This is a genomic window from Candidatus Desulforudis audaxviator MP104C (genome assembly GCF_000018425.1).
GTDB classification, from domain to species: domain Bacteria; phylum Bacillota; class Desulfotomaculia; order Desulfotomaculales; family Desulforudaceae; genus Desulforudis; species Desulforudis audaxviator.
This window is the reverse complement of record NC_010424.1, coordinates 2,287,551-2,300,212: the sequence shown is the minus strand read 5'-3', so window position 1 is coordinate 2,300,212 and position 12,662 is coordinate 2,287,551. Positions and strand designations below refer to the sequence as shown.

General features: G+C 60.9%; 11 protein-coding genes and 1 other annotated feature. Of the genes, 10 read left to right on the top strand and 1 reads right to left on the bottom strand.

Annotated elements, in window-relative coordinates; all coding sequences use genetic code 11:
- Nucleotides 1-15 precede the first annotated feature (15 nt).
- On the top strand, nt 16-1,389 hold the full coding sequence (gene ypeB, locus DAUD_RS11080) for a germination protein YpeB (RefSeq protein WP_012303247.1): 1,374 nt from the start codon (nt 16-18) through the stop codon (nt 1,387-1,389).
- Nucleotides 1,390-1,417: 28 nt separating this feature from the next.
- Here the strand turns inward: ypeB and DAUD_RS11075 are convergent, their stop codons facing one another.
- Nucleotides 1,418-2,533 (bottom strand): DNA methyltransferase, encoded by a 1,116-nt coding sequence (locus DAUD_RS11075; RefSeq protein WP_012303246.1) that lies wholly within the window; start codon nt 2,531-2,533, stop codon nt 1,418-1,420.
- A 373-nt stretch (nt 2,534-2,906) separates the two neighbouring features.
- Nucleotides 2,907-3,130 (top strand) — a binding site (T-box leader).
- Between the two features lie 56 nt (nt 3,131-3,186).
- On the opposite strand from DAUD_RS11075, the gene DAUD_RS11070 reads away from it, so the two are divergent.
- The 9 genes from DAUD_RS11070 to DAUD_RS11030 all read left to right on the top strand — a co-directional run bounded on the left by DAUD_RS11070 (nt 3,187) and on the right by DAUD_RS11030 (nt 12,622).
- Nucleotides 3,187-3,675, top strand: a complete 489-nt coding sequence (locus tag DAUD_RS11070; RefSeq protein ID WP_012303245.1) for an Lrp/AsnC family transcriptional regulator — start codon at nt 3,187-3,189, stop codon at nt 3,673-3,675.
- Entirely contained in the window at nt 3,672-4,901 is a 1,230-nt protein-coding gene (locus DAUD_RS11065) for an aminotransferase class I/II-fold pyridoxal phosphate-dependent enzyme (RefSeq protein ID WP_041570969.1), read from the top strand. The genes DAUD_RS11070 and DAUD_RS11065 overlap by 4 nt, the downstream gene beginning before the upstream one ends.
- Nucleotides 4,902-5,202: 301 nt before the next feature.
- A complete protein-coding gene (argS, locus tag DAUD_RS11060) occupies nt 5,203-6,894 on the top strand; it encodes an arginine--tRNA ligase (protein WP_012303243.1) in 1,692 nt (563 codons plus the stop codon).
- 127 nt (nt 6,895-7,021) lie between these two features.
- The gene (locus tag DAUD_RS11055) at nt 7,022-8,644 is read left to right on the top strand and encodes a CTP synthase (protein ID WP_012303242.1); all 1,623 of its coding nucleotides are present in this window, start codon (nt 7,022-7,024) and stop codon (nt 8,642-8,644) included.
- Between the two features lie 121 nt (nt 8,645-8,765).
- Nucleotides 8,766-9,665, top strand: coding sequence for a signal peptide peptidase SppA (sppA, locus tag DAUD_RS11050; RefSeq protein ID WP_012303241.1), 900 nt, complete (start codon nt 8,766-8,768; stop codon nt 9,663-9,665).
- Nucleotides 9,666-9,856: 191 nt separating this feature from the next.
- Complete coding sequence (locus DAUD_RS11045) at nt 9,857-10,504, top strand: Yip1 family protein (protein WP_049752629.1); 648 nt, start codon at nt 9,857-9,859, stop codon at nt 10,502-10,504.
- Between the two features lie 125 nt (nt 10,505-10,629).
- On the top strand, nt 10,630-10,992 hold the full coding sequence (locus DAUD_RS11040; RefSeq protein ID WP_012303239.1) for a response regulator: 363 nt from the start codon (nt 10,630-10,632) through the stop codon (nt 10,990-10,992).
- A gap of 79 nt (nt 10,993-11,071) precedes the next feature.
- Complete coding sequence (locus DAUD_RS11035; RefSeq protein ID WP_012303238.1) at nt 11,072-11,734, top strand: hypothetical protein; 663 nt, start codon at nt 11,072-11,074, stop codon at nt 11,732-11,734.
- Nucleotides 11,735-11,755: 21 nt separating this feature from the next.
- Nucleotides 11,756-12,622 carry a class II fructose-1,6-bisphosphate aldolase gene (locus tag DAUD_RS11030; RefSeq protein ID WP_012303237.1) on the top strand — a complete coding sequence of 289 codons (867 nt, stop codon included), beginning with the start codon at nt 11,756-11,758 and terminating at the stop codon, nt 12,620-12,622.
- Nucleotides 12,623-12,662 lie beyond the last annotated feature (40 nt).

Here is a 12,662-nt window from a genome sequence, read left to right as displayed (position 1 = left end):
TGGAGGAAAGAATTAATGAAGCGTCCCGTGCTGGTTGCGCTCGTGTCTCTGGCGGTCCTGGCGGTGGTCTCCGCCTGGGCCTTTGAACAGTGGAGTGCGCGACGCCATCTCGAAAACCTGCTCAACGCCGAGTACCAGCGGTCCTTTTTTGACACGGTGCTAAACGTGCGTGGTCTGGAGGTGCTCCTCGGCAAGGTCCTGGTCGGCGACGGCAGTCCCCAGGACGCCGATCTGCTGGGGGAGACCTGGCGGGAGGCCGTCCTGGCCCAACGGGAATTGAGCCAGCTCCCCGTCCAGCCGGCGGTCATCGGCCGGACCAGCCAGTTTCTAAACCAGGTAGGCGAGTTCACGAACGTCCTGATGCGGCAGGTGGCTGCCGGCCGGCCCCCGTCGCCGGACCAGTGGAACACGCTCGAGGAGTTGCACCGCCAGGCCGGCATCCTGAACACCCAACTCCAGGTGGTGCAGCGCCGCGTGGAGGCGGGCGGTGCTCGGTACTGGGAACTGGCTTCGGAGTTGCGTGCGCGCCGGGGCGCCCTCCGGCCGGCCCCGCCGGACCCAGCGAGCACCGCATTGGAGGCGGTAAACCGGGAGATGGAACAGTTTCCGACACTGGTCTATGACGGCGCCTTTTCGGAACATATGGACCGCCGCGTGCCGCGTGCCGCTACCGGTGCGCCCACTACGGAGGAAAAAGCCCGGGAAAGGGCGCTGGCCGTGGTTGACCGGCCCCGAGGGGAATTGGTGGCGCGGGTAACCGGGACGACCAAGGGCCGAATACCGTCTTACCGGGTGGAGGTTGCGGAACGTAACGACCCCGATGGTGACCGGTTGTTTCTGGTGGACGTGGCCCGGCGGGGCGGGGAAGTGGTCTGGATGTTGGACACCAGAACCCCCGGCGCGCCCGCGGTGTCCGTCAGCGAGGCGCGGCGTGCGGCCGAGGAGTACTTGAACCGATTGGGCCGGCCGGACATGGAGGCGGTGTCCTCGGAGCAGCAGGGCGAGGGCACGGTAATGTTTGCCTTTGTGCCGCGGCAAGACGGCGTCCTGCTGTACACGGACATGATCAAAGTGACGGTGGCCCTGGACCAGGGGCGTGTCAGCGGTTTGAACGCTCTGGACTACGTGATGTACCACCGGCCGCGGGAATTGCCGGCTCCCGCGCTCAGTGCCGCCGAAGCCGCCCGCCGGGGTCTCAACCCGGACTTTGTAGTCCGGTCGTCCCGCCTGGTGCTCATTCCCACAACCGGTGGTGGGGAGGCCCTGGCCTGGGAAATCAGGGGCGAAAGGGTCGGCAACGAATACCTGGTGTACGTCAACGCCGGGAACGGGCGGCGGGAGAAGATTCTCCAGGTGGTGGAGACGGCGGAGGGGACGCTGACCATCTGATTTGCAATACCCAATCCTGATATACTTACTAAACTTTCCTAAGTACCAAGATGTATTCATGCTTGAAGACGTAGAAACCACCCAACAAGGCACGGTAACGCCATAATGCTTTTTGATTGCGTTTCCCCTTTGTTTCCTCGAAGTTCTTGACAACGATGCTCTTAAGAGAAAGTCCGCGATTCATTGCTTCTTGCATGCAATAAAAACCCAAAGGAATCCATTCTCCCTGACTGTACTTGTCGCCGATTACAATGCCCAGATAACGGCCTTTTCGCAGTAGGGGTAAAGTATTATCCAGTACCTCTCCGAACATGTGGAGAAAATCTCTCGTGCTTTTTGCGTTGGAAAGATCGTTTTCATCGCTGCCAAAACGGATGATATCGTGGTATGGAGGATGCATGAGTAATAAGTCTATGGCCGAAAACCCCATCGCCCGTATTGCGGCTTCGAAATCAAAAACCCTGCTGTCGCCGACAATCAACCGTGTTATGACGTTGTGCCTGTTTTCTTCGGCCTCCACCAGTTCTCTGGCTTTATGGAGCGTTTTTGGATTGAGTTCCACGCCGAGGCCGTGACGGCCGAGGCGACGGCACTCAATCAAAGTGGTGCCGCTACCTAGAAACGGGTCGACGACTAACTCACCCTTTTTGGTATATCGCAGCATCAACTGATGCGGGATCTGTGGGATGAAGTTGCCCCAGTACCACCCCAGGTGTGCACCTGAACTGTCGCGACGGTTTATGTTCCAGAGGCTGTCAGTAAAAACTTCATCATAGTCTTTCCAGCGCCGGACGTTAATGTCGTTGACTTTGGTAGTCTTGACTTCAGACAAACCCTTCTTCAACCGCTCTGCATAGTACCGTGCTCGCTCAAGGGTGTAGGCGTCAAGTATTTGTTTAATATCAGTCAGGAAAGGCTCTAGCCTCAAGGAGAAACCCTGGCCATTAGAAGTGATCAGGTCTTCATCTGGGTTTTCTAACGCCAGCTTGAGGTTCGTAATATGTTTTCGAAAACCATCTAGATCTGGCTGATTCATGGCTGCATCAATATATTGAACTACCTTTGGCCTATCAACCACAACATACTCTTCTTGATTGCGATATACAAGCCGGTCATTAAATATGTACGAACCACCGGATTTCATTAATCCGAACCTCCCTACATCCAAGAATAAACCGGGTGCTCCTTGTGCCCCTAGAAGGGGCGACTGATCCCGAGCAACCCGGTCCTAAGCCGGTGGTCCAGTTGCCTGTGGCTAACCTGATCGGCCTTATCGCTTCAGAGGTTCTGAAGCATTGCCTGACAGACATACGGACACCCCTTTGTATGTAGTTGGAGCACAATCTTACTACAAATAAAAATCGTTTCTACAGCGGGCCAAGTTATCCTGCAAATCGGGAGAAGTTATTTGGGAGAAGTTATTTGGTTTGATTCTTCCTACAACTAGAGCTGGGCCTCATTGGTCCTTGACAAATCGGATGACAGGTGCTAGGTTCTTAAGCATATATAATTTTAGATCAAAGGCAACGAAGGGAATAAGGGCGTTTTGTTCCCCCACAGCGAGCCGGGAACCGGTGTGAGCCCGGTGGGAAGGGCGCCTGTGCCGTCCCGGAGCCGGATGCGAGGCGGGTAATTGAGCCCGCGGAAGCACTCCCGGGTCCCGCCGTTAACGGGAAGAGTGGGCCGGTTTTGCACCGGCCAATTAGGGTGGTACCGCGAGATCGGCGCTCTCGTCCTTAAGAGGGGGGAGGGCGCCTTTACATTTCCGAGATGCTTATCAAGAGGGAGGAGCAGCCGATGGACAAAACAATCGAGATCTTGGAGCTTCTGGCGAACAACTGCCGCCTGGAAGCCGCCCAGATCGCCACGATGGTGGACCTTCCGGTGGCCGAGGTGCAGCGGATCATCGCCGACCTCGAAGCCAACCACACCATCCTGAGCTACCGGACCATGGTCAACTGGGACCGGGTCGGCAAGGAACGGGTGCTGGCCCTGATCGAGGTCCGGGTCACGCCCCAGCGGGACGTGGGCTTTGAGGCCATCGCCAAGCGGGTGGGCCGCTACCCGGAAGTGAAGAACCTATATTTGATGTCGGGCGCGTATGACCTGGCCGTTTTCGTTGAGGGGCGGACCATGAAAGAGGTGGCCAACTTCGTGGCCACCAAGTTGGCCCCGCTCGACGGCGTGACCGGCACCACCACCCACTTTGTGCTCCAGACCTTCAAGGAAGAGGGGGTCCTGTTGGGTGACGGGGAAGACGACCGGAGGTTGGTGGTGTCGCCGTGACTGATGGTGTGTGGGCGGACAAACTGAACCCCACCGTCCGGAGGATAAAGCCGTCCGGGATCCGCCGGTTCTTCGACCTGGCGGCCGAGACGAAGGGGATCATTTCGCTCGGCGTTGGCGAGCCGGATTTTGTCACCCCCTGGCATGTGCGGGAGGCGTGCATGTTCGCCCTGGAACAGGGTTACACCGCCTACACCGCCAACAGCGGGATACTGGCGCTGCGGCGGGAAATCACCCGCTACACCGCCGACTATCTGGGTTTGAAGTACTGTCCGGAAAACGAGGTGCTGGTCACCGTCGGGGTGAGTGAGGCGTTGGACCTGGCGTTGCGCGCAGTGGTCGCCCCCGGGGACGAGGTGCTGGTGCCTGAACCGTGTTACGTTTCCTACCAGCCCTGCAGTGAATTGGCCGGGGGGGTGGCGGTACCCGTGCCCTCAACCGTGGAGCGGGGTTTCCGGGTCCGGGCCCAAGACCTGGAACGGGCGGTCACGCCCCGGACCAAGGTGCTTTTGCTCTGTTTTCCCAATAACCCCACGGGTGCGGTTATGCCGCGGGCGGAACTCGAGGCTGTTGCCGAGCTTTGTGCGGCTCGGGACCTGGTGGTGATTGCCGACGAGATATACGCGCAGCTGACCTATGAGGGTGAACACGTCTGCTTCGCCACCCTGCCCGGGATGCGCGACCGGACGATCCTGCTCCAGGGTTTTTCCAAGGCTTTTGCGATGACCGGGTGGCGTATCGGCTACGCCTTGGGCAATCCCGACTTCATCGGGGCCATGACCAAAATTCACCAGTACACCATGCTCTGCGCGCCGGTGATGAGCCAGATGGCGGCGCTCGAGGCCCTGCGGCACGGGCAGGACGAGATGCGGCGCATGGTGCGCGAGTTTTCCTACCGGCGCCGGCTGGTGGTCAAGGCGTTCAACGATATGGGCCTCCCGTGCTTCAACCCTGGGGGCGCCTTCTACGCCTTTCCGGACATCCGCTGCACCGGGCTTTCGTCCGAGGAGTTCACCGAGCGCCTGATCCGGGAGGAGAAAGTGGCCGTGGTGCCCGGGAACGCGTTCGGCGAATGCGGCGAGGGATTTATCCGCTGTTCGTACGCCGCCTCGGTGGAGGACCTGACGGAAGCTTTCAAACGGATGAACCGGTTTGTGAACCGGTACCGGAATTCCGGTTCCGGCGGCCGTACGGCGGACAGCGTAACGGCGGCCGGCGGGCGCTGAACGGTCTCAAAACCCAACGTTGGCGGCGCAAATTCTCGAAGACGGCTTCTGCAGCTGGGCTCCTTGCTACGCGCTAGTAGCGGCGGCGGCCGTATGCGGTGCTTTGCAAAGTCGTCTTCGTCCTTATTGTGGCTGGTGAAAGAAAGAGGTTGCTCCCGGAAAGGGGTCCCGGCCGAAGGGGGAGAGGTTCCCGAAAGACTTCCTGGAAGCTTCAGGCTTACTTGACATGAATCTGTCCAGGTATTAATCTAGGTTGTGGGTTAGTCTCCGGCCCCAGCGCTCACGGTCACGGGAGGTTCTTATGAGCTATTTGCTGGCTGGATTGCGGGCGGGTATCGAGCGGGCGCTGCGCGGCGCAGTTGAGGCTGCCCGCCCCGACCTCGGCCTCGACTCTGGTACGGCTATACCCCCATTCACGGTAGAGGTTCCCCGGGAGAAAAATCACGGGGATTTTGCCACCAACCTCGCCCTGCTGCTCACCAAACCGGCTCGCCGCTCCCCGCGTCAGATCGCGGAAATTCTGGTTTCCCACCTGTCACTACCAGAGCTTTTGGTGAAAGAAGTGACTGTTGCCGGGCCGGGCTTCATCAATTTTCGACTAGATCCGAACTGGCTGCACGGCGTCCTGCCCGAAATTGAAACGTGGGGCGAGCATTACGGGCGAAGAAACCTCGGGGGAGGGCGCAAGGTCCAGGTGGAATTTGTGAGCGCCAATCCCACCGGACTCTTGCATATGGGCAACGCCAGGGGAGCGGCGCTGGGGGACAGCATCGCTGCCCTTTTATCGTTTGTGGGTTTTGACGTCACCCGCGAATTCTACGTGAACGATGCCGGTCACCAGGTGGAGAACCTGGCCCTGTCGATGGAGGCCCGCTACTTTCAAGCCTTGGGCCGGGACTGGCCCGTTCCTGAAGATGGTTATCACGGGGAGGATTTGATTGACACCGCCGGCCGATTTGTGGCCGAACACGGCGACCGCTTCGCTTCCGGGGATCCGGACGAGCGGCGTGGCGCCCTTTTGCGCTTCGCCCTGGAGGAGAAACTGGCCGCTATGCGCGCCACCCTGGAGAGCTTCGGCGTACGTTACGACGTCTGGTTTTCGGAACAGTCCCTCTACGACCGTGGGGTGGTGGGAGAGACTCTGGAACTGCTCAAAAAACGGGGTCACCTGTACGAAAGGGACGGTGCCCTTTGGTTCAAAGCCGGCGCTTTTGGGGGGGACAAGGACGAGGTGCTGGTGCGCCGGAACGGCGTGCCCACCTACTTTGCTGCCGACATCGCCTACCACAAGGACAAGTACGACCGTGGTTTTGACTGGGTGATCAACGTGTGGGGGGCCGACCACCACGGGCACGTCCCCCGGATGAAGGGTGCGCTGGCCGCCCTGGGCTACGACCCCGACGCTCTGGACGTGGTAATCATGCAGTTGGTGCGGCTGTACCGCGGCGGCGAAATCGTCCGGATGTCCAAGCGCACCGGCCGGTACGTCACCCTGGACGAACTCCTGGAGGAGGTCGGCCGGGACGCGGCCCGATATTTTTTTGTGACCCGGGGGGCCGACAGTCATCTGGATTTCGACCTTGACCTCGCCAAGAGCCGGACCAACGAGAACCCGGTGTATTACATCCAGTATGCGCACGCCCGTATTTCGAGCATCTTCCGCCAGTTGGAGGAGCGGGGCCGGACGGCGCCCGGCTACCGGAAAATTCCCGATGTCACCCTCCTTAAGGAGGAGGCGGAACGGGCCCTGATCAGGCGGCTGGCCGACTTTCCGGACGAGGTGGCCCAGGCGGCCTACGACCTGGCGCCGCACCGCATCGCCCACTACGTCCATGACTTGGCCGGGCTGTTTCACCACTTCTACAACGCCCACCGCGTCCTGGGCGCCGGGGATGGGCTTGAAGAGGCCCGGTTGATGCTGGTGAACTGCACCCGTGTGGTGTTGCGCAACGCGTTGACCCTGCTGGGCGTGTCCGCGCCCGAAAGGATGTAGCTGGAGGAGCAGGGAATCAAGAATATAGAATTCAGAATTCAGAATCCCTAAACGGCGTTTCTAGTATTCCAGTTGTTCCCTATTCTGGATTCTGAATTCTGGGTTTAAAAATGGGCGGGAGGAGAACATGGCCACTAAATATATCTTCGTAACCGGAGGCGTGGTTTCTTCGCTGGGTAAAGGCATCACGGCCGCCTCTCTTGGGCGGTTGCTTAAAAGCCGCGGTCTTAGGGTGACCGTGCAGAAACTGGACCCGTACCTGAACGTGGACCCCGGTACGATGAGCCCCTTTCAGCACGGTGAGGTATTCGTCACCGACGACGGGGCGGAAACCGACCTCGACCTCGGGCACTACGAGCGGTTCATCGATCACAGCCTGACCAGGCTGAGCAACGTGACCACCGGGGGCATTTACTCATCGGTGATCCGCAAGGAACGGAAAGGAGACTACCTGGGCGGGACCGTCCAGGTCATCCCCCACATCACCAATGAGATCAAGGAGCGGGTGCTGCAGGTGGGTGAGGCGACGGGGGCCGACGTGGTGATCGTCGAGATCGGGGGCACGGTCGGCGACATCGAATCGCAGCCCTTCCTCGAGGCCATCCGTCAGCTGAAAAGCGATCTCGGACGCCAGAACACCCTGTACGTCCACGTTACCCTGGTGCCTTACCTGCGCGCGGCCGATGAGTTGAAGACCAAGCCTACCCAACACAGCGTCAAGGAACTGCGCGGCATCGGCATCCAACCCGATGTGTTGGTCTGCCGGACCGAAAAACCGTTCCCGCCCGGTTTGAAGCAAAAACTGGCGCTCTTTTGCGACACCGAGGAACGTGCCGTGGTGCAGGCCCTGGACGTACCGTTCATCTACGAGGTCCCGGTGATGCTCGAAAGGGAAGGCCTGGGAGACTTCGTGGTGGAAAGACTGGAGTTGGAGTGCGGGCCGCCCGACCTGACCGAATGGGAAGCGATGATTGAACGGTGGCGCAACCCCGAAGACCGGGTGACGATCGCCCTGGTCGGCAAGTACGTCTCCCTGCCGGACGCGTACAAGAGCGTAACCGAGGCCTTGCGGCACGGTGGCATCGCGAACGGGGTGGATGTAAACATCCGGATGATTGACGCCGAAAGCCTGGAGAACGGGGCGGTGGAGGAAATACTGGACGGGGCTGACGGCATCCTGGTGCCGGGCGGTTTCGGAGACCGGGGTATCGAGGGTAAAATCCGGGCCATCCGCCACGCGCGGGAACGCTCCTTGCCCTTTTTGGGTATCTGCCTGGGAATGCAACTGGCCGTTGTTGAGTTCGCCCGCGGGGTGCTGGGCTGGGCGGACGCCAACAGTTCCGAATTCGACCCCGGCACCACCCACCCGGTGATCCATTTGCTCCCCGAGCAATTGCAGGTGCGGGATCTGGGCGGCACGATGCGGCTGGGTGCCTACGCCTGCCGTTTGCGCCCGGATTCCGTGGCGGGCCGCGCCTACGGCCGGGAAGAGATCCAGGAGCGGCACCGCCACCGGTATGAGTTCAACAACGTGTACCTGGATGACTTTGACCGGGCCGGGATGGTCTTTTCCGGGATCAATCCGGACAAGCAGTTGGTGGAAATCGTTGAGCTTACCGGACACCCCTGGTTTGTGGCGACGCAGTTTCACCCCGAGTTCCCGTCGCGTCCGAACCGGCCGCACCCGCTGTTCCGCGATTTCATCGCGGCGGCCCGCCGCCGGAAAAAAGACCAGCCGGACCCGAGCTAAAATCCCCTTGAGTGGGAATTAAGGAAGGTTAGAGTCCCGATCCGGGATGCACACTAGGCTTTAGGCGCTGTCGCGCCCCGTTCGGCGGGGGGTGCGGTGAGTTACAGAGGGGGGATTGACCTTGCGGCAGAAAATACTGGCGGGGGTGATCCTGGGCGTGGTTGTCCTGTCGCTGATTCTGGTGGCCGTGCTTGGGAGCCGGACCGGACCTGAAGGCCGGCGGGCGACCGGAGAGCAAATCGGCCTGATCCGGATTGAGGGTATGATTATTGGAGGTACCGAGGGGAGTTTCTTCGGGCTCGGAGGCGCCGAGGAAATCACGGCCCAGATTCAGGAGGCGGCCGACAACCCGAACATCAGGGCGGTGGTGCTGCGTCTGAACAGCCCCGGCGGCTCGGCGGCCGCCTCCCAGGAGATCAGTGAAGCCGTGGTCCGGCTGCGCGAGGCCGGAAAACCGGTCGTGGTCTCCATGGGGGATACGTCTGCCTCAGGCGCGTACTGGATCGCGTGTCACGCCGACGCCATCGTGGCCAACCCGGCCACCATCACGGGCAGTATCGGGGTGATTATCCAGACCACGCACCTCACCGACTTGTACGACATGCTCGGGATCGAGACCGAAACCTTCAAGAGCGGCCCCCACAAGGATATGGGTAGCCCGGACCGGGTGCCGACCCCCGAAGAACGGGCCATCTTCCAGGGAATGGTGGACGACATCTACGCCCAGTTCGTCGCGGTGGTGGCCCGGGGCCGGAACATGCCCGAGGACCAGGTGCGTAAATTGGCCGACGGGCGGATCTTCACCGGCCGCCAGGCTTATGAACTCGGGCTGGTGGACCAGCTTGGAGATCTCCAGGACGCCGTGCGGGCGGCCGCCGAACTGGGCGGCCTGGACCCGGACGCCCCGGTGGTGGAACTGGGCCGGCGGCCCTTCTTCCGCGATTTCTGGGGTGGGCTCTCGTCCCTGTTAAGGCCGCAAACGTCCTGGCTCCTGACCGCCCCGCCGGTGGAACAGCGCTAGACGAACGCGCTTTAAGGCCCGGGCGGTTGGAAGCCGCCGGTGTAGGCGGCCGCGGGGCGTGGCTGGCGCTCCCGGCCGGGTTAGTCGGCCCGGCGGTCGCCGCGGATGTCAGGTGGAAAGCCCGTGAACAGGCGGACAGAACTCGTTGAGACGTGAGGGGAGACCCGTGGCTGGGGAAAGGAGTGGGCTTGGTGGGCAGCCTCGGTTTCTTGGAAATCATCTACGGGGTGCTGTTTGACCCCGTCAAGACCTTTCGGCGGTTGGCCGAAGACCCGCCGTTCCTGCTGGTCCTCGTCATCGTTACCCTGGTCAATGCCGCCGGGACGCTGATGAGTATGCTGACCGTGAACACCATCGCCCCCGCCGAACTGGGAGCCGAGTTTGACCGGTTGATCGCCGGTGTGGCTCCTTTCCTGGTGCTCGCCGGATTCTTCCTGTGGTACGCCAAGTGGCTGGGCTACGGCGCCGTTCTGCACCTGGTGGCGCAGTTGCTCGGGGGCCGTAACGGGCCCAAGGCGACTCTAACCGTGTACGGCCTGGCCGGTCTGCCCGCGGTGTTTATGCTGCCGGTGCAGGGTTTCGTTGTGGTGGCCGGTCTTGCCGAGACGCCGGCTTCGGCGATCCTGGGGCTGATCGGGCTGGGGGTGTTTGTCTGGAGCCTGGCTCTCTTGATCATTGGGTTGCGGGAGGTGCACCAGCTTTCAACGGGAGGGGCGGCGATCGTCGTATTTGCGCCGGTGGCCGCCGTGGCCGCGTTGTTCCTGCTGCTGCTGATCGTCCTGGTTGTCGGCTTTGCGCCGGTGGTACCGAGCCCGTCCGGTTTCCCCTTGGGGTTGTAATATTTTCCGTTTAGTTTTTGCCCATGGCAGGAATTTGATGGCGCCGTCCAGAATATTAGGGTGTCACCGGATTCAAGACCGCCGCATTGACTGTGCATCGGGAATAATCGGAGGTGAGGCGGGGGATGCTGTTGGTCGTGGATGACCAACCGGCGATCAGACAATTGCTTTCCGAGGCGTTGGAAAGCGAGGGTCACGCCGTGGTTGTGGCATCCAACGGTTATGAGGCCATCAACATCACGCGCCAGCAGAAACCCGAGTTGATCCTTCTCGACCTCAAGATGCCGGGACTGGGTGGATTGGAAACGCTGCGTGAGATTCATAAGTATTCTCCCGATATTCCGGTGATCCTGATTACGGCCTACGGGGAGTTATCTGACCTCGGGGAGGCTGAGAGATTGGGTGTCCGGCGGTTGATCATCAAGCCTTTTGACCTGAATGAGGTGCGGTCTTTAGTACGGAGCGTCCTGAGTGCGGTTGCAGTCTGATTTTTTGCCCGTAGAAAAGGATACGCAATTTTTTTGGCGAAAAAAGCCTCCAGGTCTCTCGTTTAAGGAGGTTTTTGGGGTGCTCGTCAAGACCGAGACAACGCTGGCTCTACGATGTTCAGACTGCGGCCGTTCTGTCGTGCAGACCTTATCCCGTTTCGCTCTGGGCCCGGAAAGACCGTGCGAAGTCCTGTGCAAATGCGGGAGCCGGCTCCTGGTTGTGAGCACCAGGAACCGAAAATCATACTGGCTGGAGGCCGGTTGTGTCATCTGTGAGTTCACGCACATGTACCGTCTGACCGCCTCTGAATTCTGGTCCCGGGAGGCCTTTTACCTTTCTTGCCAGGAAACGGGTCTGGAATTGGGTTGCATCGGTCCGTACGAAAGGGTGCGGAACTACCTTCAGACCAAGGAGCAGGCCCTGGAAATCCTGGTGGAGGAGATGGGTGGAAAAAACTACTTCCGCAATGCCGAGGTGATGCTGGGCGCCCTGACTTTTGTCCACACCCTGGCGGAGGAGGGCGGCCTGTATTGCCCCTGTGGGGAAAACCGGATTGAACTGGAGATTTTCCCGGACCGTATTGAGCTTCACTGCCGTCATTGTCTCCGCATGTGCCTTCTCGCGGCCGAAACCGAACAGGACGTGGCCAAACTGGAGCAGTGCGAGTCCCTGGAACTGGAGCGGCAGGTATTTGGCGAGAAGAAGCGTAAGACCCACCGCCGCAACCACGATAATAAGTAATCGACGGAGGCACTCCTCTGAATGACCCTTGTTAACCTGGCGTCTGTTTTAAGACAGGCTGAGGCTGGCGGCTGGGCCGTCGGCGCTTTCAACTGCAACAACCTGGAACTGGTTCAGGCCATCATCCGGGCCGCTGAGGCCGAGGCAGCGCCTGTTGTTCTGCAGGCCAGCCAGGGGGCGATCAAGTACGCCGGGTTGGGTTATATTTCCCTGCTGGCTCTGGAAGCGGCCCGCACCGCCCGGGTGCCGGTCGTCGTGCATCTGGATCACGGAACCAGCTTCGAGCAGGTGATTCGCTGCCTGCGTGCGGGGTTCAGTTCGGTGATGGTGGACGGTTCCCACTTGCCGTTTGACAAAAACGTCGCCTTGACCCGCCGGGTGGTGGAAACCGCCCGGCCGGTGGATGTATCGGTGGAGGCGGAACTGGGGCGGATCGGCGGCACCGAGGACGACATCAGTGTGGACGACCGGGACGCCTTCTTCACCGACCCGGAGGAGGCAGAGCATTTTGTGCGGGCCACCGGGGTGGACGCCCTGGCGGTGGCCATCGGCACTGCGCACGGCTTGTACCGCGGTACACCTCAACTTGATTTCGACCGCCTGGCCCGCATCCGGGACCGGGTCAGGGGAACGCCGCTGGTGTTGCATGGCTCGTCCGGGGTGCCCGCGGACGCCGTCCGGGAAGCCATCGGTCTGGGTATCCGCAAGGTGAACATCGACACGGACATCCGGCAGGCGTTCACGGGCAAGATCCGGGAAGTGCTGGCGCAAGCCCCGGAAGAAATCGACCCGCGCAAGGTGCTGGGTCCGGCCCGGGAGGTCGCGGTCGAAGTAATCCGCGGGAAGATCCGCCTCTTCGGCAGCTCCGGCCGGGCAGGGGACATTTAAAGACACGCCCGGATCCAGGGCACCGTCGACCATCAAAGGC

Bases quoted from the DNA above. Each gene is read 5' to 3' on its own strand.
- ypeB (WP_012303247.1), top strand. From the start codon at position 16: ATGAAGCGTCCCGTGCTGGTTGCGCTCGTGTCTCTGGCGGTCCTGGCG.
- DAUD_RS11075 (WP_012303246.1), bottom strand. From the start codon at position 2,533: ATGAAATCCGGTGGTTCGTACATATTTAATGACCGGCTTGTATATCGC.
- DAUD_RS11070 (WP_012303245.1), top strand. From the start codon at position 3,187: ATGGACAAAACAATCGAGATCTTGGAGCTTCTGGCGAACAACTGCCGC.
- argS (WP_012303243.1), top strand. From the start codon at position 5,203: ATGAGCTATTTGCTGGCTGGATTGCGGGCGGGTATCGAGCGGGCGCTG.
- DAUD_RS11055 (WP_012303242.1), top strand. From the start codon at position 7,022: ATGGCCACTAAATATATCTTCGTAACCGGAGGCGTGGTTTCTTCGCTG.
- DAUD_RS11040 (WP_012303239.1), top strand. From the start codon at position 10,630: ATGCTGTTGGTCGTGGATGACCAACCGGCGATCAGACAATTGCTTTCC.
- DAUD_RS11030 (WP_012303237.1), top strand. From the start codon at position 11,756: ATGACCCTTGTTAACCTGGCGTCTGTTTTAAGACAGGCTGAGGCTGGC.